Source organism: Nocardia aurantiaca, from assembly GCF_009708175.1.
Lineage (GTDB): Bacteria > Actinomycetota > Actinomycetes > Mycobacteriales > Mycobacteriaceae > Nocardia > Nocardia aurantiaca.
Genome location: NZ_WMBB01000011.1, coordinates 238,996 through 261,460, shown reverse-complemented (window position 1 = coordinate 261,460; position 22,465 = coordinate 238,996). Strand labels below are relative to the sequence as shown.

Below are 22,465 nucleotides of genomic sequence, written 5' to 3'. Positions count from 1 at the left end.
TCATTGCAGTGGCGCCGAATGTGCACGAATACTCCTTGGCATCGATATATGTGGTCCGCCTCACAGATGAGGGTGGGGCGGCCCAGGCGTGAAGGAGTTGGGCGATGAGCCTCCCGGATACCGAGCCGGCAGCCGGCGGCGGCCTGGCCGGACTGCGGCGCGTGGTCGCCGCGTCCATGGCGGGGACCGTGGTCGAGTGGTACGAATTCTTCCTCTACGGCACCGCGGCCACGTTGGTGTTCAACAAGGTGTTCTTCGCCAAGGGCACCAGCGATCTGGACGCCATCCTGGCGGCCTTCGTCACCTACGCTGTCGGCTTCGCGGCACGGCCGTTGGGCGGCATCGTCTTCGGGCATTTCGGCGACAAGTACGGGCGTAAGAAGCTGTTGCAGCTGAGCCTGATCCTGGTCGGCGCGGCAACCTTCCTGATGGGCTGCCTGCCGACCTTCGGTCAGGTCGGCTACCTGGCCCCGGTGCTGCTGGTGGTGTTGCGGTTCGTCCAGGGCTTCGCGGTCGGCGGTGAGTGGGGCGGCGCGGTTCTGCTGGTGGCCGAGCACAGTCCGAGCCGCAGCCGCGCGTTCTGGGCATCGTGGCCGCAGGCGGCGGTTCCGGTGGGCAATATGCTCGCGACCATCGTGCTGCTGGTGCTGACCTCGACACTGTCGGACGCGGCATTCCTGTCCTGGGGCTGGCGGGTGGCCTTCTGGCTGTCGGCGGTGGTGGTGCTGATCGGCTACTACGTGCGCACCAAGATTACCGATGCGCCGATCTTCGTTGCCGCGCAACAGCTCGCCGAGCAGGAGAAGGAGAACTCCTTCAGCGCGCTGGAGGTGCTGAAGCGGTATCCGCGCGGGGTGTTCATCGCCATGGGACTTCGGTTCGGCGAGAACGTCTTCTACTACCTGGTGGTCACGTTCAGCATCACGTATCTGAAAGTCCATGTCGGTGCGAATACCAAGGTGATCCTGTGGTGGCTGCTGGCCGCGCACACCGTGCACTTCGCGGTCATCCCGCTGGTGGGCCGGCTCAGTGACCGGATCGGGCGGCGACCGGTCTACCTGGTGGGTGCGCTCACGGCCGCCACGTGGGGCTTCTTCGCCTTCCCGATGATGGACAGCAAGCAGAATGCCGTCATCCTGTCCGCCGTCATCATCGGTCTGGTGTTCCACGCGTTCATGTACTCGGCACAGCCGGCGATCATGGCCGAGATGTTCCCGACCCGCATGCGGTATTCCGGTGTGTCCCTGGGCTATCAGGTGACCTCGCTGGTGGCGGGTTCAGTCGCGCCGATCATCGCGGTGCGGCTGCTGGAGACCTACAAGTCCTCGGTGCCGATCTCCTGGTATCTGGCGGGCTCGGCGGCGGTGACCGTGGTGGCGGTGCTGTTCGCCCGCGAGACCAAGGGCGCCGATCTGGCGGAGATCGACCGGGCTGACGCGGAAAGCCTGGCCGCACAGCAGGATTCGAAGCAGAACGATGCGAAGGTGAAGGTGGCATGACACGGACGACCGGACCCCTGGGTGAACTGGCGGGGCGCAGGGCACTGGTGACGGGCGGGGCCAGCGGGATCGGGGCGGCCTGCGCCCGCGAGCTCGCCGCCCGCGGCGCGGAGGTGACCGTCGCCGATATCGACGGTGAGGGCGCGGAGAAGGTGGCCGCCGAATTCGGCGGACGTACCTGGCAGGTGGATCTGTCCGAGGCGAACGCGCTGGAGGACCTGCGGCTGGAGACCGACATCCTGGTGAACAACGCCGGGGTGCAGACCGTCAGCCCGATCACCGACTTCCCGCCCGAACGGTTCCGCATGATGCTGCGGCTCATGGTGGAGGCCCCGTTCCTGCTCACCCGTGCGGCATTGCCGCACATGTACGCCCAGGGGTACGGCCGGATCATCAATCTCTCATCCGTGCACGGGCTGCGGGCCTCGGCCTTCAAGTCGGCGTATGTGACAGCCAAGCACGCGCTGGAAGGGCTGTCGAAGGTGACGGCCCTGGAGGGCGGGCCGCACGGGGTGACCAGCAACTGCGTGAACCCCGGCTATGTGCGCACCCCGCTGGTGGACAAGCAGATCGCCGATCAGGCAGCGGCGCACGGCATTCCGGAGCAGGAGGTGGTGGAACGCGTCATGCTGACCGAGAACGCGATCAAGCGGCTGGTGGAGCCGGACGAGGTGGCCTCGCTGGTGGGTTGGCTCGCCTCGGACGCGGCGCGCATGGTGACCGGGGCGTCGTACACCATGGACGGCGGGTGGAGCGCCCGATGACCGAGATCGTCGCGGCCGCGCCGCAGTGGGTGCCGAGCGAACGCGCCGTCACGGCGGCACGGATCACCGACTTCGCCCGATTCGTGGAGCAGCGCTATGGGATTCGCACCGCGGACTATTCGGAGCTGTGGCGGTGGTCGGTGGACGACATCGCCGGGTTCTGGCGGGCCGTGTGGGAGTACTTCGAGGTCGGCGACGAGCCCGCCGAGGTACTCGCCTCCAGCGACATGCCGGGGGCGAGGTGGTTCCCCGGTACCCACGTCAACTATGTCGATCAGGTCGCCCGGCACGCCCGCGCCGATCGGCCGGCCATCGTCGCGCTCAGCGAGGACACCCCGTTGCGGGAACTGTCCTGGGCGGAAATGCTGTCTCGCACGGCGGTTCTGGCTCGCTCCCTGCGCGAACTGGGCGTCGGTCCCGGCGACCGGGTGGCAGGCTATCTGCCGAATATTCCCGAAGCCGTGATCGCCTTCCTGGCCACCGCGAGTATCGGCGCCATCTGGAGCGCGTGCGGGCAGGACTACACGGCCGGGGCGGCGCTCGATCGCCTCGGCCAGCTCGAACCGGTCGTGCTCATCACCGCCGATGGCTACCGTTACGGCGGCAAGGCGCATGACAGGATCGCCGAAATCGATGCTCTCCGAGCCGGTCTGCCGTCGCTGCGCGGCACGGTGCTGGTGTCCCGGCTCGGCGGGACTCGGCCGGATGTCCTGGACTGGAACGACGCCACCGAGGAGCTGTTCACACCGCAACCACCCGCACTCACCACCGAGCCGGTCGATTTCGAGCATCCGCTCTGGGTGCTGTATTCCTCCGGCACGACCGGTAAGCCCAAGGGGATCGTCCACGGCCACGGCGGTGTCCTGCTCGAGCATCTGAAAGCCGTTGCCCTGCAGTCCGACATCGGGCCGGAGGACACCTTCTTCTGGTACACCAGTCCCAGCTGGATGATGTGGAACTTCCAGGTCGCCGGGCTGCTGGCGGGCGCGACCATCGTCTGCTACGACGGCAGTCCCGGCCATCCCACACCGGATGCGCTGTGGGCTTTGGCCGCCCGCACCGGCGCCACGGTCCTGGGCACCAGCCCCGGCTACGTGCTGGCCTGTGAGAAGGCGGGCGCGCGCCCGGCGCTGGCCCACGACCTGCGCGCCCTGCGCCAGATCGGGATCACCGGTTCGGCCTTCCCGGCATCCTCGTCGATCTGGTTGCGCGACAATGTCGGTGACATTCCGGTCTCCTCCATCAGCGGCGGCACCGATGTGGTCTCGGCGTTCATGGGTGGAGTCTCCACCGTCCCCGTCTGGCCCGGCGAGCTCTCCGCCCCGTATCTCGGTGTGGCTCTGGAAGCCTGGGACGAATCCGGTCACCCCGTCCACGACGCGGTGGGAGAGCTGGTCATCACCGAGCCCATGCCCTCGATGCCCGTCGCGTTCTGGAACGACCCCGACGGCACCCGCTACCGCGAGGCCTACTTCGGCATGTACCCCGGCGTCTGGCGGCACGGCGACTGGATCACCCGCACCGCGCACGGCAGCGTCATCGTCCACGGGCGTTCGGATTCCACGCTGAACCGCAACGGGATTCGCATGGGCAGCGCCGACATCTACGAGGTCGTCGAGGCGCTGCCGGAGATCGCCGAGTCATTGGTCCTCGGGATCGAACAGCCGGAGGGCGGCTATTGGATGCCGCTGTTCGTGGTGCTGGCCCCGGAGCACGAGCTCACCGACCGGCTGCGGCAGCGCATCGGCGCGGCCATCCGGGCCGACCTCTCCCCGCGCCATGTGCCCGACGAAATCCTCGCGGCCCCGGGCATTCCTCACACCCGCACCGGCAAGAAGCTCGAGGTTCCGGTGAAACGCCTGCTCCAGGGCGCGGATCCGGCCCGCGTGGTGGATCCCGCCGCGGTCGACGCCCCGGATCTGCTGGAGTGGTACCGCGGCCACGCGCGGTGAGCGTGTGCCCGGAACGGTGGAATCCGGTGACCCGCTGTTCGAGGGCACGAAACCGGCAATTCGTTCTTGCGAAACGCCGTTGGGGCGCGCGAGCACGCGATGACCTTGTACTCTTTCACAATTCGGTCGCCACCCCGGCTACTGTCGGGAGTGCCGTGCACCTATTGATCAACAGAGAAGGGGTTTGTCGGACGTGGACGTGGGAGCAGTGGCAGCGGCCGCGCAGTCGGGTCGCAGCAGCGAAGCCATCGTCGCCGACACCGAGAAGCAAGTCATCGAACTGCTCACCAATATCGGTCGGTACTACCAGGCCATGTACAACCTCGGTGACATCCGTTCGCCCGGGGCCGAGCTGCGCGCGGCCTGCTCGAAGCTGCTGACCGTCGCGAACTGGCTGGACACGGCCCGCGACGAGCAACTCCAGGACGTGCCGCCGCCCGGAGCCGCCGAGGCGACGACGCAGGGGCGCTCGTTGCCTCGGGTGGTCGCCGATTTCCTCGCCGAACACCCGGAGCAGACGTGGACCCCCGCCGAGGTGATCGCGGCCCTGCAGAGCCGCGGGGTGGAGTTGCCGATCAGCGCCCGCCACCATGTGGCGGTCGCGCTGGGGCGGATGGCGCAGCGCGACAACAGCAATGTCCGCAAACTCGATCGCGGCAAGTACCAGTACGCGGCGGACTCCGCCTGATCCGGCCTCGCGTTGGCGAACCGGGACAGAGCCTGACTCGCGGTCTCCTCACCCATGATCATGGGGTGAAAGAGAAGCATTTGGTGTACTGCCGGATCGAGCGTGACGGCGCGGTCCTGCTGCTCCGCAGGGCCGCCGGGGTTTTCCTGGCCGGGCGGTGGGAGCTGCCCGGCGGCGGCGTCGAGGCGGGGGAACAGCCCGAGCGGGCCGCGGTCCGGGAGGTGTCGGAGGAGACGGGACCGCGTATCGAGGTGCTCGGGGAGCGGTCGGCGCATGCGTGGATGGATGTTGCGGGGCGTCCGCTGCGGATTCACGCGCGGGTGCTCGATGTGCGCGAAAATGGTAGCGGTGCGGTAATTCTCAATCCGGCGGAGCACGACGACCATGCGTGGGTCACGCCGGAGCAGGCGGCGCGCCTGGATCTCGCTGAGCACTTCCGTGACGCCGTGGCGCGGTGATCCGCTAGGTGATGTAGGCGATGAGCTCGTCGATGTAGGCGCGGAAGAGAGTGGCCATGTCGACGGTGTCGGGGTCCACCAGCCATTGCAGTTGGAGACCGTCCATCATGGCGAAGACCTGGCGGGCGACGGCGGCCGGATCGATGTCTCGCCGGATGCTGCCGTCGGCGATGCCCGCCTCGAGCGCGCCGGCGAGGTGGACCTGGAGCTTGCGGTAGCGGTCGAGCGCCCACTCGTGGGCCGGGTGGTCGGCGGTGACCGCCTCGCTGGTGAGCACGGTGAACAGCCGGACCAGGCCTGGCACGTGCATATTGTGGTCGACGAGCTGGGCCAGGCGGATGAGGGCGTCCTTGCCGCGCAGCCGCTGATCGAAGCCCAGGCGGTCGTAGTCGAGGCGGTCGCGGTAGTCCAGAACCGCGGCCAGCAGGGCGGCCTTGTTCGGGAAGTAGTGCAGCAGGCCCGGCTGGGACAGGCCACAGCGGTCGGCGATCTCGGCGAGGGAGGTACCGCGATAGCCATTGTCGGCGAAGGTTTTCAGGGCCTCGTCGATGATCTGCTCGCGACGGTCGTCGCCCCGTCTGCGGCGTCGGGGATGGGGCGTCATGAGGTGGGACAGTAGTCAAGAGGGTTGAGCAGGCAAAATCAGGTTATAGTAACAAACTGATAACATTGCCTAGTGGGTGCTCGGTAAACTGTCTCTCCACTGGCACACTCGTGCCAGCCGTACAGGGCCGTACGTAGGGAAGGGATTGCCGATGAATCACGCCCCGATCACGCCGATCGCGCTGCGCGGAGCCGCCGGGAAGCTGGCCGCGTGGGAGGTCGAGCCACCCGCCGAGGTCGAGCGGCACGGCACCGTGCTGCTCGTGCCGGGCTTCACCGGCTCCAAGGAGGACTTCGAGCAGATGCTGCCGCTGCTCGCGGCGGCCGGGTACCGGGCGGTCGCCTATGACCAGCGCGGGCAGTGGGAGTCCGAGGGCCCGGACGACGTATCGGGTTACACCATGGCCGATTTCGTCGGCGACCTGCAGGGCGTCGTCGATCAGATCTCGCCTGAGGAGCCCATTCATCTGGTCGGGCATTCGTTCGGCGGCTTTGTCTCCCGTGTCGCGGTCATCGAGCGCCCCGGCCGCTTCCGCAGCTTCACGCTCCTCGCCTCCGGCCCGTCCTCGGTCGATGAGATCAACTTCCCGCCGCCACTTCTCGTCGCGCACATGGTGGAAGCCGGTGGGCAGGAGACCATCTGGCAACAGATGAGCTCTGTCACGGCGCAGGCTGACCAGCGGCCCTCGCCGCAGCGCATGGAGTTCCTGCGCGAGCGGATTCTGCGCACCAAGAAGGCCAATATCATCGGCATTCTGACCTGCATGGCCGAACCGCCCATGAAAGATGCGGCGGCACTCCGGGATTCGGGCGTACCGCTGCTGGTCGCCTATGGCGACACCAATGATCTGTGGGCGCCCGAAGTCCACGAGAAGTTCGCGAAGGAATTGAACGCGAAGACCGCCGTCTATCACGGCTCCGGCCATGTGCCGAACGAGGATGTTCCCGCGCGAGTCTGCGCGGACCTGGTGACCTTCTGGAAGGAGCAGGCATGACAGACGTCCTCGACGACCTACTCGGAAAGCTGGACCTTCCCGCCAAGATTCGCCTGATCTCGGGTGCGAACTTCTTCCGCTTCGCCGGCGATCCGGGCATCGGGCTGGCCGAGATGGCGGTCTCCGACGGACCGTCCGGCGTGCGCGGCGAGCAATGGGACGAGCGCGACCCGTCGGTGAGCCTTCCCTCGGGCACCGCCCTGGCAGCCACCTGGGATCGTGACCTGCTCACCGAGATCGGCGCGCTCATCGCCGCCGAGGCGCGCCGCAAGGACGTGTACGCGGTGCTCGGGCCGACCATCAACCTGCACCGATCCCCGCTCGGCGGGCGGCATTTCGAATGCTTCTCCGAGGACCCGATGCTGGCCGCCGAGATCGCCGACGCCTATGTGCGGGCCGTGCAGGCGCACGGGGTGAGCGCGTGCCCGAAGCACTATGTGGCCAATGACTCCGAGACCGAGCGCTTCACCGCGAATGTGGTCGCCGACGAGCGGACGCTGCGGGAGCTGTACCTGTATCCGTTCGAGCGGTCCGTCGAGGCGGGCGCGTGGATGATCATGGCCGCCTACAACTCGGTCAATGGCGTCACCATGACCGAGAACGAGCTGCTCGACGAGCCGTTGAAGGGCGAGTGGGGCTTCGACGGGGTGGTGGTGTCGGATTGGACCGCGGTTCGGTCCACGCTCGGCGCGGCAAGGAGTAATGACCTGGCCATGCCCGGACCGTGGGAGCTGTGGGGCGCGCCGCTGGAAGAAGCCGTGCGCCGGGGCGAGGTGCCCGAGTCCGCGATCGACGAGAAGGTCCGGCGCATTCTGCGATTCGCTGTCCGTGTCGGCGCGTTGAACGGAACGCCTCGGCCGGCGCCGACTTTCAGCGACGAGGCTTCGCAGCGGCTGGTGCGGGACGCCGCGGCCAAGGCCATGGTGCTCGCCGCCAATGACGGGACGCTGCCGCTGGGCAAACCGGCGCGGGTGGCGCTGCTCGGATCGGCCGCTGCCGAACCGCGATTCATGGGCGGCGGCAGCGCGACCGTGATCCCGGCGCACACCACCTCGCCCTTGCAGGGACTGTCGGAGGTGCTCCCGGTGGTTCATACGCCGGGTGTGCACCTGAGCGAGAACATGATTGCGGTTCCACCGAACCTGGTCACGGATCCGGAGACCGGTGAGCCGGGGCTGTCGCTGCGGTACCTCGATGGTGACCACGTGCTGGAATCCGAGCATCGGACCGCGGGCAGCATCATGCTCTTCGGCAATCCGAATGCCATGCGGGCCAAGGCCATCGAACTGCAGGGGCGACTGCGGGCCGACGTTGCGGGACAGTGGCGGATCGGGTTCGCCGGTGTAGGCACGCTGGCCCTGAGGCTGGACGGCGAAGAGGTGCTCGAGGAGACCGTGCTGCCCGAGGGCGCCGATCCGGTCGAGACGCTGCTGAATCCGCCGCAGCGGTTCGTGACCCGCACCCTCGCCGCGGGGGAGGAGATAGAGGTGCTGGTGCGCATGGCGCCGGGCGAGGGCTTCCCCGCCATGAGCATCACCTGCGCCGTGGGTCGTCCGCGCCGGTCCGATGACGAGGAGTTCGCCGCCGCGGTCGAATTGGCGCGCACGTCCGAGGTGGCGGTGGTCGTCGTCGGCACCACGGAGCAGATCGAATCCGAGGGCTTCGATCGGACCTCGCTGCGGCTGCCGGGTCGGCAGGACGAGCTCGTCGCCGCCGTCGCCGCGGTGAATCCGCGCACCGTCGTGGTGGTGAATTCCGGTTCGCCCGTGGAGATGCCGTGGCGCGATGACGTGGCCGCCGTGCTGCTGGCCTGGTTCCCCGGCCAGGAATTCGGTGCGGCGCTCGCCGATGTGCTCACCGGCGCTGCCGAGCCCGGCGGCCGGCTGCCCACCACCTGGCCCAAGACCATGGCCGATGTCCCGGTGCTGAACACCAAGCCCGCACCGGACAACGCCCTGCCCTACACCGAGGGCATCCACATCGGCTATCGGGCATGGCTGAGATCCGGTGTGGCTCCCGCCTATCCGTTCGGCCATGGGCTCGGCTACACCACGTGGGCGCTCGAGGACCTCACGGTGTCCGGCCGCAGCGCGACCGTCACCGTCCGCAATACCGGTGACCGCTCCGGGCGTCAGGTGGTGCAGGCATATCTGTCGCGCGAGCACAGCGCGATCGATCGTCCGGTGCGCTGGCTGGCCGGGTTCACGGTGGTCGAGGCGGGGCCGGGTGAATTCGCGACCGCCACAATCGAATTGCCGAAGCGCTCCTTCGAACACTGGACCGAGGAAGGATGGGCCGTCGAACCAGGGTCCTTCACCTTGCACGTCGGTACCTCGGTGACCGCGCTTCCCCTCACCGCCCGCATCGACTGATCGCCTCGGCAGCAACGGGTTTCGTCCATCTGCGGCCGGAACCCGCGCTTTCCGCACGGCGCCGTTCATGATATCGGATGCGCAATGTCGTACGCGGCGTGCTGACATTCAGTGCCGGAGTTTCGGCGGGACCGTGTATGCCGATGCTTGCATGACAAGATCATGTAATATCTGGCCACATTGAAAGAGGCTGCACAGCAACCTTTTTGCACTCTCAGATCGACTGCTGAACGGTAGGGGGTATCCGGGGGGGACGAAAACTCGAGGCTTCAGCGAAGATGTCGAAGCGCAGGGGCCGCTTGTCGACGCGGTGTGGGTGTTGACGGCGAGATGAAGGGGCCGGCTGCGCTGTCGTTCGTGCACGCGATGGATGACGCCGACGTTGCCGTCCTCCGCGACGTGGTGACCACAAGATTCCGCAGCATCGACTGCCGCTCGCACCAAAGGAATCTAGAGTGTCCGAAAATTTCCCGGATCATCCCGCCGCTCTTTCTTCCACTCCCACAGACCTTTCCCTGCTATTGCGCCCGGCCCCGCCCGGCGCGCCAACCGACGTGGTGCGCATGCACCCGCGCAACGGTTATCTGCTGTGGGCCGACCTACCGCCCGTCCTCGTCCTGGGCAGCTCCGGCGGCTCCGGCGCGACGACCACGGCCCTCGGCTTGGCGGGCGCCGCCGCCTACGACTACGGCGAGCACTCCCCGATCGTCGTCGACGCCACCACCACCGGCGGCGACCTGGCCGCCCGCGGCTGCGACACCATCGACGCCGCCGGCACCGTCCAGTCCTGGCTCAATATGACCCACCGCAGCCTGCCCTCCACCGTGATCGACAGCTGTGGCGAGAACAGCTCCGGCGTGGGCGTCCTCCCGCGCGGCCCCGAGGCCCTGCCGCGCCGCGAAACCTACTCCTCGGTCCACCGCGACCTGGTCGAAGCAGGCTGCCTCCCCGTCTACGACGGCGGCGCCCCCGTCACCAACCGCATGGTCGCCCCCCTCCTCAGCGACTCCCGAATCTCCCTGGTGATCACCCTCGCAGCCCGCCCCGACGCCGTGAATCGCCTCAAGCCCGCCCTCATCTGGCTCGACGACAACTACAGCCAATACCACCTGGCCGAAGCAGTCATCGTCGTCACCCGTCAACACCCCAAGGACGGCCCTCTCGTCACCGAACACGTCCGCAAATACCTCGGTGACGTCGTCCGCGCAGTAGCCGAAATACCGTATGACGCCCACCTGGGCAGCGGAGGCCCCATCACCTGGCGGCGCCTGGCGCCCCCCACCCGAGCCGCCTACCGCCAACTGGTCAACCTCCTTCGCTGACACCACGACCCATGAGCCGGGTAGTCGCTACTCGCGCAGCCCCATTGCCGATGTACTTTCTGGTTATGGGGAGCCCGACCGGCGCGGTGCGTCGAACACGGAGATTTCGGCGTTTGCTCGCGTGCATGGCGGGTTTGGTCGCGGCGGTGGCGGTCGTGGGCTCGGTGCCGAGTTGGTGGTGCGGACGCGATGCGGACGCGTGGTTTCGTGGGGATTCGGCGCGGGTGCATGGACTTGCCGAGGAGTTGGTCGCCTTCGAAGCTGATGATGATCACCGGCGCGCTACCGGGGCCGGAGGGGAACTGGACGGCATGTGGGGGCTGCTCGCGCATCAGATGACGGCGCTGGGGTTGGCGCAAGTCGTTCTGGCGCACCCGGAGTGGCGGGATCGATACGCGCCGATCGTGATTCGTTCGGCGGCCAAGAGTCTGCTGCCCGAGATGCGCACCGTGTTCACCGATGCCTGGCACGGTGAGGACGGGCGGGCGGTTCCGGACAGTTCGCACGGGCACGCGTACCTGTCCTATCCAGCCCTCGCGCTCGGGATGGCGCGTCTGGTCGATCCGGCGTTCCCGACCGCCCTCGCGGTCGAACAGGATTCAGCGAGATATTTCGCTGGAGGGGCAGCGCTGGTCCGATCATGAAATAGTCCGTCGGCACGGACCTATCGGCCATTACCATCCGCTGCCACCATGACGGATTCGATGACCAATCCACAGCCCTACTGCGAGATGCCATCCGCCTGTTACGGTTTGCCGCCGTCTTTGTGCGGGCTGGTCGTCGCTATCTGCGCGCAGTCGATTGTCGAATCCGCAGCCGGAACATTGGACTTCGATCACCTGACCTCGGGCGGCCAGTCGATGATAATCTTCGTCGCCCGCGAGGATCGTCCGCATGAAATCGTCACCGTGCCGTTGACGACCTGATCGAAAGACATCATCGAAGGGTAGAACCCTTCCGCGGTAGCTGCATTGAGGTCAGCGGTGCCGTCCCGGGTCGGTGAGCTCAGACGCCGACGGATAGCGGCCTCGCCAGGGGAGAGGCCGAAGGTCCCTAGTGGATGTCCGCTGACGCGGCGGACGATTATTTCATACCGCGCGGTTTGTGAGGCGCTTCTTACCGTGCTTGTTTCTACAGCACCGGGGGTGGCGCACAGCTCAGAAGGGAAAATCAGATGATTACCAGAATCGCTAGTTCTCTCGCCGCGACTGCGGTCATCCTATCCCTCGGGGTCGGCGCAGCTCCCACAGCCTCTGCCTCCGAGGTTCCGGCGAAGCCCGTGGATGGAGCCGCCGCCATCTGTTTGAGCATCCCGTTGGGATCGTTCGCCTTGGTCTTCTGCTTATGAATCAGCCGCGATCCTTGGAAGGCTCATCGGCTCTGCGCGGCTGATCCCCCGCGATGAACTCCGGCCGCACTCGTCGCCGAGGCGCGCTGTGCCGGCTACCGGTTGGTGAGCAGGACCAGGATGGCGATGGTGGCGGTGGAGACTTTCGGGGTCGGAAAGATCACCACGGCAAGGGAATTGACCGAGCTACTGCCCGGCTCCCGGATCCTCGACACCGAGGAAGTCGGCCTCATGCTCGGACATGGTTTCGGCGAATGGCATAACCGGGAAGCCCGGATCATCGACACCGCCGCGCTGTGACCGCGGGATGTCCCCCGGTGCCATCGCCGCAGGGGTTGAGCCCTAGCCGAAGTTCGCGGCGAGAAGCAGGTCGAGGACTCGGGGGTATTGGTCGGGGAAATCCATGGGCAGGATGCCGTAGTGGGCGGGTTGAGTGGTGTGCGTGGTGAGGTAGGTGGCGAGTTCGGGCATGAGGGCGGCGGCGTTGTCCTTGGGCCAGGCGTTGTCGGCGAAGCTGGTGAAGTTGATGTATTGGAGGGTGTTGGTGGGGTCCGCGGCGGACTTGTCGAGGCAGGCTCGGATGTAGTCGAATTTGTCGCCGCCGGAGGAGCCGAAGTTGGAGGAGCCGGAGTCGAGGCCGGCCAAGCCGTGGTTCTTGTAGTGGTCCTGGAGGTAGATGCGGTCGGTGGTGAAGACGCCGTTGTCGCCGGCGGGCCATTGGAGGCAACCGAGGGAATTGGCGAACTGGGCGATGAGGACGACGCGGCCGCGGGCTTCGCCGAGCGTGGGGAAGCGGTTTTCCAGCCAGAACAGCGGGCGGTAGCCCTTGGTGTCCAAGTAGCCGTTGAAGACTCGCTCGAAGGCGGAGCCCACGTCGTTGGTGGTGCCGTCCTCCTTCTTGACCCGCATGATGAGGACTTCGCCGGGATTGCGGGCGAGGAAAGCGCGGCAGTGGTCGAGCACGGTGTCGAAGGTGATGCCTTGGTAAAAGGCGCTGTGGTAGATGCCGAAGGAGTCGGCGGTGTGGTCCTGGAGGCCGTTGCAGCGGATGTCCAGGAAGCGGATACCGTGGGCGAATTGCTCTGGGAGGGACCAGTTCTGAGTGTGTGACCACTCGGTGCCGTTGAGGGGATCGGTGCAGCAGGAGTCGTGGGTGCCGGGGATGGTCAGGCGCAGCAGCGAGGTGGCGTCGGGGAATGCGGACATCCACGCCTGTGGCGACGCGGCGACGGTTCGCGCATGCGGGATCGCCTGTGCCGCAGCACTGTTCAGTCCGGTGGCAACCACACCGACAGCGGCGGCCAGGGCAGTGCGGGTGAAGTCTCGGCGGGTCAAGCTCATAGAGCGGGGAGCCTAACCTGGACAAGGGACCAAGATCGCCCTTTTGTTTGAATCGGCTGTCAGCCCGGTTCGGTTGTCAGGGTGATGGTGGTCCAGCCACCCACGTGGATCCGATCGCCGTCCTGGAGCGGGATCGGGGTTTTGGGCGGAATCGGAGTCGGGCTGTCATTGAGGCAGGTGCCGTTGGTCGAGCCCAGGTCCGTCACGGTCAGCGTCGCGCCCTCGATGTGGAGGATCGCGTGCGAGCGCGACACCGCGATATCGGCGGGAGCGACGGAGAGATCGATATCCGGATGGACCCCCTGCGACACGCTGCGCTTGCCGATCAGGATATTGGGCCCCTGCAAAGGGATTCGACGGTCGGGGTAGTAGTCCGGAAAGTCGACCCTGTCGAGGTCGGGACCCTTCTGAGCCCGCATGCGCGCAAAGTGCGCGGCGTCGGCGGTCACGGTGGCGACCCACACCGACGCATCGGCCGAGCCATTGTCGCCCGCCCCGCCGACGGTCCTCGTCGAGTCCTCGCGGACTTCCTTCACCGGCGGCGCGGGCGGAGGAGCCGGCAGCGCCGAATCATGCCCGCAGTTCTCGCAGAACCGACCCTCCGACGGCGCCCCGCAAGATGGGCACAGCGCCGAATGCGGTGCGGCACTGCCGAATTGCATCCCGATCGGCGCACCGCAGACATCGCAGTAGTCGGTGCTGGTGGATTCGTGCCCCTCGGTGCAGAACGCCATCACGGCTCCTTGCGGACTCGGGCTGTCTTGGTGGAGCGCACATCGAGCGCCATCTCGTCGGCGGGATCGACCTTGTTGCGCAGCCGGATGGTGCCGGTCCGCTCGTCGACCACATCGACCACGCTGAGCAGCAGTTTGGCGGTGTTTTCGTTGCCGGACTCGGTGGCCAGGTGGTACGCGCGCTGGAGTTTGGCGGTGGCCGTGGCGAAGTCGCCCTGCTTGCGCGCGGCCAGCCCCTCCTGCACGGTCTGGGCCAGCTCGGCCTGCCCGGTGTAGTGGGCGACCCGGCGACTGATGCGTGCCGACTTGTCGGTATCGGTGGTCCAGACCGCCTTCACCAGCCCCTGCCCGAGAATCTCGCCCTCGGCCAGCACGCTCACCCGCGCAGCCAGCTTCTCCCGATCCGGCGCGGCGGGCTCGAGTTCCAGCTGGACGTGATAGTCGCGATCCTCCGCACCCCAGGAGCCCAGCGGATATTCACCCACCTGCGCGCCGGCCTCGGAGCGCCGCGCGGTCAGATCCTCGATGAACGGCGCGACCTGCTTGATGAATACGATCTTCGCGCCCACCGGCGTCCACACCCGCAGCGTGAGCTCCGGAATCGCCTTCTCCATGGAAGTTTCCATCATGGCCGCGAAATCCTGGGCCAGCAGGTCCGCGGTCTTCACGATGTCGACGGCTCCATGCAGCGCGGAGGCGATGGCGCGCAACTCATCCGGCTCCCAGTCCGCCCCGACACCACGGCAGTCACAGGTGAAAACACCGGTGGACATGCGGATCTCCTCGGCCAGCCGTTCGGGCGTCTCGTGCTCGTTCTTTCCGTCGGTGAGCAGAATCGCGTGCACCATGGCCTCCGGATGCTGCTGCGCGATGAGTCGCGACAGCCCGAGCCAGGTGCCGATGGCGGTGCCGCCGTGCGGGGTCAGCTTGTCCAGCGCCCGCCGCGCGTTGGCCCGCTCCTGCGGGCTCGCCACCGCCGAGGGCCCGCGATGCGGAAACACCACCTGCGCCTTGTCGGTACCCTCCACGATCGCGAACCGCGTGCCGTCGGGCATGACGTCCAGCGCCGCCAGCGTGGCCCGCCTCGCCCCCGCGAACTTGTCGGCCCCACCCATCGATCCGGAGGTGTCGATGATCAGGATCTCGACCCGCGACGGCGGCGGCACCGACACCACCAGATCGTCGGTGGCCTCGACGGTCACGATCGCGTCGACCGTGCGCGCCCCCTCGGCGAGGAATTCGTTCTGGTCGATGGCGACCGAAAGACCTTTGTGCTCAGCGGAAGTCACGGTGTGTCTCCTGATGGTGTTCGGGACGGGACGGGGACCAGGGCGACGGTGATGTTGTCCTTGCCGCCCGCACCGAGCGCGTGTTCCACCAGTGCGCGCGCCGCGGGCAGCGCGGACAGCGAACTGGTGAAGCGGGACAGGGCCGCCGCCTCCGGGAGGTAGTTCCACAGCCCGTCACTGCACAACAGCAGCACCCCGGGCTGGTCGGTATGCATGGTTCGCACGCAGTTGGCCGACCACTGGTGCTCGCTGTCGGCGCCCAGCCAGCGGGTGAGCACATGTGCGTGCGGGCCGTCCATGGCGGTGGCGGCATCCAGCAGGCCGTTGTCGACCATGGCCTGAGCCAGTGAGTCGTCGACCGTGAGCCGATCGGAGTCGTCGCCCGGCCGCAGCCAATAGGCCCGGCTGTCGCCGACGTTCGCGACAGTGATGTCCGCGCCGCCATTGCCGTCGAACTGCACGATCGCCGACACATAGGTGCACGATGGCGCCTTTCCGTCCGGCGAGCCGACCGCCTTGACCGCGTCAGCGGCAGCGGTGAGCCCGGCCATGACGCAGTCTTCGGCGCTGCGCTTCTCATCCAGCGCGGCGAGGCAGGCGTCGATCCCGGCGCGCACCGCCGCCCCCGAGGCCGCCTGCGGATCCTCGGAGGTGGACACCCCGTCGCACACCGCGAGCACCGCCGCCGCGGGACGATCCGGCACCGGCCCGTCGAGTACCGCCACCGCGACGGCGTCCTCATTGCGCGTGTGCAGCAGCCCACGATCGGTGATCAGGCACGCGGTCCCCAGATCGGCCTCGAAGCGATCCCGCTCCGGCCCGAGCTCACCGCAGTTCGCGCAGTACCCATCCGGGTCGAAATCGGCGCCGCCGCAACCGGTGCAGTCGGGCGCGGGACCGGATTCGAAGGTGGCGGGCGTCCTGGTGGCCGGTTCGAGCCGTGCGTCGCGCGCGGCCTCCGCCACCGGCACGGTCGACCCGGACCCGGGTCGGAATTCCTTGGGCGGCAAGGCGATCACTCGAATCCCCAGTTTGTGGCCGCACGCCTCGCAAAATCGGTCGGTATCGGCGGTGAAGGTGCCGCAGTGCGGACAGCGGGCCGTCACAGTAGGGTCCTCGGGCGCACGGCATTGGCCTGCTCCACCAATGCGATCCGTTCCCACATGTCGTCGGTCTCGTGTGCCAGGTCGCGATAACAGCGTTCCAAACCGGTGCGTACCCCTTGTTGATCGAACGCCACCCCCAGCAGCGGAGAATGGTCGGTGGGCACCCTGCCCAGGCACAGCCAGCGCAGCGCCGCGTCCAGGACTCGCAGACGGGCCTGGGCGGCACGGCGTTTCGAGTCGAGGGTCAGACTATCGATGCGTCTGCCGGCATCGCGAACCAATTGTTCGGTCAGCTCGGCGGGATCGCCGACGGCCAGTAGCGTCTCCACGGCGGTGACCCCGGCCTCGGTGTACATCGCCGAGGCGGCGTCGACCTGATCCAGCACCGCGACCGCACCCGAGCGGTCCCGGGCCGCGCGCCGCAGCCGGGCCGCGCCGAAGGCGGCACTGGTGAAGGAGCGGTCGGTGCGCCAGACCAGGTCGTAGTAGCGGACTGCGCGCTCGCGCGCGGCCTCGGGATCCCGACCGTCGGCCGCCATGAGTTCGGCCGTCGTCGCCAGGGCCAGCTTCGGCGCGGCCTCGCCCGGCAGCGCGCTGTAGAGCGCGTCGAATTCCGCCGCAGCGGAGGGCCAGTCGCGTTTCAGCAGCCGGGCCTGCCCCGCGAACCAGGTGAGCCGCCAGTCGCCGGACAGCGTTTCGCCCGCCTTGTCCAGCCGGCGCAGCGCATCCTCGGGGTCACCGAACTCCAGAGCCGCGCGGATCAATCGGAGCGGAATCTCCACCGATTCCTCATGCCCGGTGACCACCGACTGCAAACCCGCGGTGATCTCCCGTTCCAGATCCTCGGGCGTGACCGCGTTGGTCGAGGCGAGCAGCGCCGCGCCACTGTCGCTCGGGTCGACCAACGGAACCGGCAGCGCCGCGATGATCGCGCGCGGATCATCCGGCACCTGAACGCCGATGCCGAACGTCCCGCGCGGGGGACCGAACCGCGTGGACAGTCCCGGCCGCGGCCGTCCGTCGTCGAGGGCCAGCACCTCGCGCAACGTGCCGGTGAGCTGATCGGCCATCTCGCTCATGGAGGTGAAGCGCGACTCGGGCTCGCTATCGGTGGCGCGCATCAGGAAGCGGTACAGCGACTCGTAGCGGGCCATGAGGGGCTCGGCCTCCGGGCCGGGCAGCGGGCCGAGTTCGTGGTTCACCGGCGGGATCCGCATGATGAGCGCCGCCAGCGTGCGGCCCACCGTGTACACCTCGGAGGCGATGGTGGGTCCGGTCTGCGCGATCTCCTTGGCCTGGTATCCCGGTGTGCCGTAGATGGTTTCGGTCTGGTCGTGCAGGCCGACCACCGCGCCGAGGTCGATCAGTTTGAGCTGCTCCTCGGTCTGCATCACGTTGTCGGGCTTGAAGTCGCAGTAGGCGAGCCCGCGGTCGTGCAGGTACTCCAGTGCGGGCAGCATCTCCAGGATGTAGGCGATGGCGCGCGCCGCGGGCAGGTATTGCTGATCGGCCGTGCGCTGTTCGCGCAGCAGCTGTTTGAGCGACTTCCCGCCCACATACTCCATGACGATGTACCCGACCGGCTTGCCGTCCGGCCCGGTGTCCTCGGCGAAGTTGTAGATCCGCACGATATTCGGGTGATCGACCTGCGACAGGAAACGCTTCTCGGCCACCGCCGCCCGCATGGCGTCCACGTCGCCGGTATTGAGCAGGCCCTTCAGCACCACGGGCCGGTCGTCGACCTTGTGGTCCACGGCCAGATAGATCCAGCCCAGACCGCCGTGCGCCAGCGGACCCAGCACCTCGTACTGGCCGCCCACCACATCGGTGCGGGACAGCTTGGGGGTGAAGGAGAATCGCGTTCCGCAGTGCGCGCAGAAACCCTCCGCGCGGCCGGGCTGACCATTGCGGCTGCGCCCGACGGGCCGTCCGCACTTACCGCAATCCCGATGGTTCTCCGGCACTTCCGGGTCGACCAGAACGGCGTCGGCGGGATCCTTGCGCGGTACCGACGGCACCGTGACCATGCCCGCGCCCAGCCGCCCGCGACTGCCCCCCGATGCTCCCGACCGCCCGGTCCGGACCGAGCGTCCGCTACGCGACGACCGCCCGCCGCTCACCGTCGACCCCGTGCTGAGGGCGTGTCCGCTCTCGCGTGCGGTGGTGGCCAGCGCAGACGGCGGCGCGGGCGCGCTGCCGCAGACATCGCAGTAGCCGTCGACAATCGTTCCGGTGCAACCGGGTTCGGCGCATTGGTCGGACGCGCCCGCGGCGGCCGGGCTCGCAGCGGCATGGCCCACGCTCCCGGCGGCATTGCCCGCATTGCCGCCCGTGGCGGCACCAGCGGCGCCGGTCGACGCCGCGCTCGGGGCGGTGCCGCAGACGGTGCAATACCCGTCCTCGATGGCCCCGGAGCAGCCGGGCTCGGTGCAGTTCATGATCGCCTCCCCGATTTCTGCGCAATGAGCTGGCGGTAGTCCGTGATGGCGCGGGTGACCGCGGCCAGATCACAGGGTTGCCGCGAGAGCAGTCCCGCGGCAATACGACTGGAGGCGAGCACATCCTCGTCCTCGCTCACGCCCAGCCGGGCGGCCTTGGCGCGATAAGAACTGAACCGCCCCTGCAATTCCCTCCGCCGATCGAGCAGCCCCTGCGCCAGTTGCTCGTTGCGTGTCGCGGTGTCGAGCGCCTCGGTGATGCGCCGGCGCAGCTCCCACAGCGCCGATGGTTCGGGCGGATTCGCCTCGAGCGCGGTCAATTCCGCGCCGTACACGGCACTGTCATCCGGATGCCGCGGCAGCGGTGCGGCCAGAATCGTGTGCTCCACCGCGGTACGCGCCCGGTCGGCCCGCTCATAGGTCTTGCGCAGCGCCTCGACCCGCGCCCGCGCCCGCTCGACCGCGTCGAGCCAATCGGTCGACATGGCCCGCAATTCGGTGAGAACGGCGGCGGCCTCACGCATGCGCCGGGACAGATCGCCCAGGCGGTGGTCGAGGACATCGGGTCCGAGCGCGAGGGGATCGGTGGCGACCTGCACGGCGAGCGTGTCGATATCGGTTGCCAGCAGCTGCAATAGGGGAATCGAGGTGCCGAGACGGTCCAGTTCCGCCTGTAACGGCGCGACATCGGACATGACCCGGGTGTTCACCGCCTCGACGTCATCGAGCACCCGCACCACGGTCGGGAACGCCGCCCGCATCCGGTCCAGCATCTCCGCGATCCCGATCAGTTCGACCTGTTCGCGCGGTCCGCTCAGCGAGCGCTGCGACATGGGAATCGTGGTGCGCGACACCTCGACCGGCTGCCCGCGCAGCAACCGCGTCAGCTCCTCCCGATCCAGCGCGTCCAGCCGCCGGCGCGCCCGTGCGGACCGGGCCCGATCCAGCACGGTGCTCAGCCGCCCGAAGTCCTCCCACATGAGTTCGAGCGCCGCCCGCGCCGGGGCCCAGCGCTGCTCGGTCACGCCGGTGGGCGGGAAGCGGCGCAGCAGCACCAGCCCGGGATGCTTGTCCAACTCGACCAGGGTCGCGGCAATGGTCTCGATTTCGCGTGCTCGCTCGGCGATTTCACGATCTATCTCGGCGACGCTGAGAATGTGCCCAGGATTCTCGTGCATAACCGACTCAATCGCTGTAGCGGGTGGCCGGGGGCCCGGGGGAGGGGCCGACCCCGCTCAGCCACTTGTCGTAGAGCCGCTGCCAGGTGCCATCGGTGCGCAGACGCTGCAGGACACTGTTGACGAAGCGCACGAAATCGGTTGCCTGCTTCTGGATTCCGATGGCGAATGCGTCGGAATCCATGGTTTCACCGACCAGCTCCAGATTCGGGTCCTGCATCTTCAGCCCGTCGAGGATCGGTGCATCGGTGCTGACGGCGTCTACCTGGCCCTGCTGCAATGCGGTCAGGCAGTCGAGCCAGTTCACCATGCCGATCACGGTGGGATGCTGCGGGAGCGCGAAAATGGCGTCCAGCGTGGTGGAGCGGTAAACCCCGCACACCTTCTTCCCGGCCAGGTCGGCGGTCGAGCGAATGCCCGAGGTCTTGGTGACCAGGAGCCGCTGGTCGGCGAGTAGATACGGGGTCGAGAACTGGACGTCCTTTCGCCGAGCGCAGGTGGCGGAGAAGGTCTGCACGACCATGTCGACCTCATTGGCGACCAATGCCGGTGCCCGATTGGCTGATTCGGTGGGATGCAGCTCGACCCGTTCGGGATCGCCGAACAGGTCGCGAGCGACCTCGCGGGCGATATCGATGTCGAAACCCTCGATTTGCCCGGTCGCGGGATTGCGATAGCCGAACAGGGTCTGGTTCTGGTCCACGCCCACCCGCAGCTTCCCGCTCGCCACAATGGCCGCCATGGTCGACCCGGCGGGCATCGCCCCGGGCTGCGGCTGGATGCCTGGACGCAGACTGGCTGTCGGATCGCAGGATTGGTCACCGCGTTCGCTGGGCCCGGACGTGATCACGGCCGCACCGGGCGGCAGCTGGCTCCCCGGGGGCAGCTGAAAGGGCACGGCCCCGGGCGTCGACCCGCACGCGGCGGCCAGCAGCGCCACGGCTGCCATCAACAGCATCCGCATCCGCTTCACAGGAACTCCTTCAACCGCGGCCAAACCCCGACGACGATGGCGGCCGCGGCGGCGAGCAGCAGCGCCAGCGTCCCCAATGGGCTGAGGGTGAGGGCATTCCCGGCCGTGTTCACATCGTCGCGCACCTCCTGGCGGGTGCGCTCGAGCTCGGTTTTCAACGCGTTGTCGAGGGCGGTGAACTGCGCCGCGGACCCGGCGCCGTCGGTCTTGATCGACTGCTCGACCGCCCCGCGATAGTTGTTGCTCAGATACGCGGCCACTTCCTTGCGATGGCCGTCCTGCCAGCCCGAGAACGCCTTCGACGCGGCGGAGTCCGTGCCCACCAGCCCGGTCAGGTCGGCGCGCAACCGGTCGCTACTGTCGGCGAAGCGCTTCTCGCTGGCGGTGATATCGCCGCGGGTGATGAGCTGCAGTGTCTCCTCGGTCCTGGCCTGCTGGGCCAGAATCCGTGCCTGCGCGAGCTTTTCGAAGCGAGTCGTGGCTCCGGTGTCGATGGCCGCGGAGGCCGCCAGCGTGGTGACGACGATCCACAACAGTGCGACCACCGCCAGCCCGCCCGCCGCCACCACACCCGGATTGACCCAGCGATTGGTGCGCCGCACCAGAATCCACGAGCCATAGCCGCACGCCGCGAGCAGCAATACCAGCACGCCCGCACTCCACAGCGGCAATCCGGTGATCGCGCCCTGGTCGCTGTGCAACTGGCCCAGGCGAATGCGTTCCAGCTCGGCCGCGTTCTTCAGGATCGAGCCCTGCATGAGCGCCGATGCCTGCCGCAGATACGCCGAGCCGACCGGCAGGCCCTGCCGGTTGTTGGCCCGCGCCGACTCGACATAGCCGGTGTAGCTGGGTAATTCGGCCGAGATCTGACCCAGGATGGTGCGTGTCTCCGCGTCCGACGCGCCCGTCGTCGCCTCCGCGAGCGCGGCGGCGGCATCGGTCAGCGCGTTCTCGTAGCGAGCGCGTACCTCGGGCGATTCGATGCCGCCGGAAAGATAGGCCGTGGACGCCGCGGCGTCGGCGGTGGACAGCGCCACGTACAGCCGTTGCGCGGCATTGGCCAGCGGTTCGGTGTGCGTGAGCACGGTGTCGTGGCGGGAGATCTTGGCGCCCTGCTGATTCGCCGACGTCAGGCCGGCGATGAGGGCGAGCAGTGCGAGGGCGGTGCCCACCGCACCGATGACGCCGGGCGCTGTGCGCGCGAAGCGTCGCGTCCATTGCGCGGCATTGCGAATGGTCGCCGGTAAGCGACTCCTCAACTCCGTTTCCCCCGTTCGACCGGCCGGTGCTCCCCGTGCCCAGATCGTACGGGAGTGATCGCAGCCTGTCGATCGAACTCCAACCGGTTGGAATTCGACTGTCGAGTCGGTCATTTCGAATGCGCACGTATTCATGACCGGACGAT

General features: G+C 67.8%; 20 protein-coding genes. 11 read left to right on the top strand and 9 right to left on the bottom strand.

Translation table 11 applies throughout. The annotated features are described in order from the left end of the window. Window positions 1-104 precede the first annotated feature (104 nt). The 5 genes from GLP40_RS24110 (at window position 105) to GLP40_RS24090 (ending at window position 5,361) form a co-directional block, all read left to right on the top strand. The gene (locus tag GLP40_RS24110; RefSeq protein ID WP_154790253.1) at window positions 105-1,499 is read left to right on the top strand and encodes an MFS transporter; all 1,395 of its coding nucleotides are present in this window, start codon (window positions 105-107) and stop codon (window positions 1,497-1,499) included. Between the two features lie 17 nt (window positions 1,500-1,516). Continuing rightward, entirely contained in the window at window positions 1,517-2,263 is a 747-nt protein-coding gene (locus GLP40_RS24105) for a 3-hydroxybutyrate dehydrogenase (protein WP_154790323.1), read from the top strand. Continuing rightward, the gene (locus tag GLP40_RS24100; protein WP_154790252.1) at window positions 2,260-4,215 is read left to right on the top strand and encodes an acetoacetate--CoA ligase; all 1,956 of its coding nucleotides are present in this window, start codon (window positions 2,260-2,262) and stop codon (window positions 4,213-4,215) included. Before GLP40_RS24105 ends, GLP40_RS24100 begins: the two co-directional genes overlap by 4 nt. Window positions 4,216-4,408: 193 nt before the next feature. Then, window positions 4,409-4,903: a hypothetical protein gene (locus tag GLP40_RS24095; protein WP_154790251.1), complete on the top strand. Its 495-nt coding sequence runs from the start codon at window positions 4,409-4,411 to the stop codon at window positions 4,901-4,903. A 65-nt stretch (window positions 4,904-4,968) separates the two neighbouring features. Then, window positions 4,969-5,361, top strand: a complete 393-nt coding sequence (locus GLP40_RS24090; RefSeq protein WP_328290586.1) for an NUDIX domain-containing protein — start codon at window positions 4,969-4,971, stop codon at window positions 5,359-5,361. Between the two features lie 4 nt (window positions 5,362-5,365). On the opposite strand, the gene GLP40_RS24085 is transcribed toward GLP40_RS24090, so the two are convergent. Beyond that, complete coding sequence (locus GLP40_RS24085; protein WP_154790250.1) at window positions 5,366-5,965, bottom strand: TetR/AcrR family transcriptional regulator; 600 nt, start codon at window positions 5,963-5,965, stop codon at window positions 5,366-5,368. 151 nt (window positions 5,966-6,116) lie between these two features. Between GLP40_RS24085 and GLP40_RS24080 the strand changes: the two genes are divergently transcribed. The 6 genes from GLP40_RS24080 (at window position 6,117) to GLP40_RS24055 (ending at window position 12,301) form a co-directional block, all read left to right on the top strand. Then, complete coding sequence (locus GLP40_RS24080) at window positions 6,117-6,959, top strand: alpha/beta fold hydrolase (RefSeq protein ID WP_154790249.1); 843 nt, start codon at window positions 6,117-6,119, stop codon at window positions 6,957-6,959. Beyond that, entirely contained in the window at window positions 6,956-9,331 is a 2,376-nt protein-coding gene (locus GLP40_RS24075; RefSeq protein WP_154790248.1) for a beta-glucosidase, read from the top strand. The genes GLP40_RS24080 and GLP40_RS24075 overlap by 4 nt, the downstream gene beginning before the upstream one ends. Before the next feature lie 455 nt (window positions 9,332-9,786). After that, window positions 9,787-10,653, top strand: a complete 867-nt coding sequence (locus tag GLP40_RS24070) for a MinD/ParA family ATP-binding protein (RefSeq protein ID WP_154790247.1) — start codon at window positions 9,787-9,789, stop codon at window positions 10,651-10,653. A 125-nt stretch (window positions 10,654-10,778) separates the two neighbouring features. Then, window positions 10,779-11,297, top strand: a complete 519-nt coding sequence (locus GLP40_RS24065; RefSeq protein ID WP_154790246.1) for a hypothetical protein — start codon at window positions 10,779-10,781, stop codon at window positions 11,295-11,297. A gap of 48 nt (window positions 11,298-11,345) precedes the next feature. Continuing rightward, window positions 11,346-11,579 (top strand): hypothetical protein, encoded by a 234-nt coding sequence (locus GLP40_RS24060; protein ID WP_154790245.1) that lies wholly within the window; start codon window positions 11,346-11,348, stop codon window positions 11,577-11,579. 527 nt (window positions 11,580-12,106) lie between these two features. Next, complete coding sequence (locus GLP40_RS24055) at window positions 12,107-12,301, top strand: hypothetical protein (RefSeq protein WP_154790244.1); 195 nt, start codon at window positions 12,107-12,109, stop codon at window positions 12,299-12,301. Between the two features lie 42 nt (window positions 12,302-12,343). On the opposite strand, the gene GLP40_RS24050 is transcribed toward GLP40_RS24055, so the two are convergent. Genes GLP40_RS24050 through GLP40_RS24015 form a run of 8 tightly spaced genes read right to left on the bottom strand, consistent with a single transcriptional unit; the run spans window position 12,344 to window position 22,319 of the window. Then, window positions 12,344-13,342, bottom strand: a complete 999-nt coding sequence (locus GLP40_RS24050; protein ID WP_154790243.1) for a phosphatidylinositol-specific phospholipase C — start codon at window positions 13,340-13,342, stop codon at window positions 12,344-12,346. A 59-nt stretch (window positions 13,343-13,401) separates the two neighbouring features. Continuing rightward, window positions 13,402-14,076: an FHA domain-containing protein gene (locus GLP40_RS24045; protein ID WP_154790242.1), complete on the bottom strand. Its 675-nt coding sequence runs from the start codon at window positions 14,074-14,076 to the stop codon at window positions 13,402-13,404. After that, entirely contained in the window at window positions 14,076-15,365 is a 1,290-nt protein-coding gene (locus tag GLP40_RS24040) for a vWA domain-containing protein (RefSeq protein ID WP_328290585.1), read from the bottom strand. The genes GLP40_RS24045 and GLP40_RS24040 overlap by 1 nt, the downstream gene beginning before the upstream one ends. Then, complete coding sequence (locus GLP40_RS24035; RefSeq protein WP_328290584.1) at window positions 15,362-16,471, bottom strand: PP2C family serine/threonine-protein phosphatase; 1,110 nt, start codon at window positions 16,469-16,471, stop codon at window positions 15,362-15,364. The genes GLP40_RS24040 and GLP40_RS24035 overlap by 4 nt, the downstream gene beginning before the upstream one ends. Continuing rightward, window positions 16,468-18,909, bottom strand: a complete 2,442-nt coding sequence (locus GLP40_RS24030; RefSeq protein WP_154790241.1) for a serine/threonine-protein kinase — start codon at window positions 18,907-18,909, stop codon at window positions 16,468-16,470. The genes GLP40_RS24035 and GLP40_RS24030 overlap by 4 nt, the downstream gene beginning before the upstream one ends. Continuing rightward, on the bottom strand, window positions 18,906-20,087 hold the full coding sequence (locus tag GLP40_RS24025; RefSeq protein WP_154790240.1) for a hypothetical protein: 1,182 nt from the start codon (window positions 20,085-20,087) through the stop codon (window positions 18,906-18,908). The genes GLP40_RS24030 and GLP40_RS24025 overlap by 4 nt, the downstream gene beginning before the upstream one ends. A gap of 7 nt (window positions 20,088-20,094) precedes the next feature. Then, window positions 20,095-21,051, bottom strand: coding sequence for a glutamate ABC transporter substrate-binding protein (locus GLP40_RS24020; RefSeq protein ID WP_154790318.1), 957 nt, complete (start codon window positions 21,049-21,051; stop codon window positions 20,095-20,097). A 5-nt stretch (window positions 21,052-21,056) separates the two neighbouring features. Beyond that, window positions 21,057-22,319 carry a hypothetical protein gene (locus tag GLP40_RS24015; protein ID WP_230329864.1) on the bottom strand — a complete coding sequence of 421 codons (1,263 nt, stop codon included), beginning with the start codon at window positions 22,317-22,319 and terminating at the stop codon, window positions 21,057-21,059. Window positions 22,320-22,465 lie beyond the last annotated feature (146 nt).

Coding starts and splice junctions, on each gene's coding strand:
- GLP40_RS24110 (WP_154790253.1), top strand. CDS start 105: ATGAGCCTCCCGGATACCGAGCCGGCAGCCGGCGGCGGCCTGGCCGGA.
- GLP40_RS24100 (WP_154790252.1), top strand. CDS start 2,260: ATGACCGAGATCGTCGCGGCCGCGCCGCAGTGGGTGCCGAGCGAACGC.
- GLP40_RS24085 (WP_154790250.1), bottom strand. CDS start 5,965: ATGACGCCCCATCCCCGACGCCGCAGACGGGGCGACGACCGTCGCGAG.
- GLP40_RS24080 (WP_154790249.1), top strand. CDS start 6,117: ATGAATCACGCCCCGATCACGCCGATCGCGCTGCGCGGAGCCGCCGGG.
- GLP40_RS24075 (WP_154790248.1), top strand. CDS start 6,956: ATGACAGACGTCCTCGACGACCTACTCGGAAAGCTGGACCTTCCCGCC.
- GLP40_RS24065 (WP_154790246.1), top strand. CDS start 10,779: ATGGCGGGTTTGGTCGCGGCGGTGGCGGTCGTGGGCTCGGTGCCGAGT.
- GLP40_RS24060 (WP_154790245.1), top strand. CDS start 11,346: ATGACGGATTCGATGACCAATCCACAGCCCTACTGCGAGATGCCATCC.
- GLP40_RS24050 (WP_154790243.1), bottom strand. CDS start 13,342: ATGAGCTTGACCCGCCGAGACTTCACCCGCACTGCCCTGGCCGCCGCT.
- GLP40_RS24045 (WP_154790242.1), bottom strand. CDS start 14,076: ATGGCGTTCTGCACCGAGGGGCACGAATCCACCAGCACCGACTACTGC.
- GLP40_RS24030 (WP_154790241.1), bottom strand. CDS start 18,909: ATGAACTGCACCGAGCCCGGCTGCTCCGGGGCCATCGAGGACGGGTAT.
- GLP40_RS24025 (WP_154790240.1), bottom strand. CDS start 20,087: ATGCACGAGAATCCTGGGCACATTCTCAGCGTCGCCGAGATAGATCGT.
- GLP40_RS24020 (WP_154790318.1), bottom strand. CDS start 21,051: ATGCGGATGCTGTTGATGGCAGCCGTGGCGCTGCTGGCCGCCGCGTGC.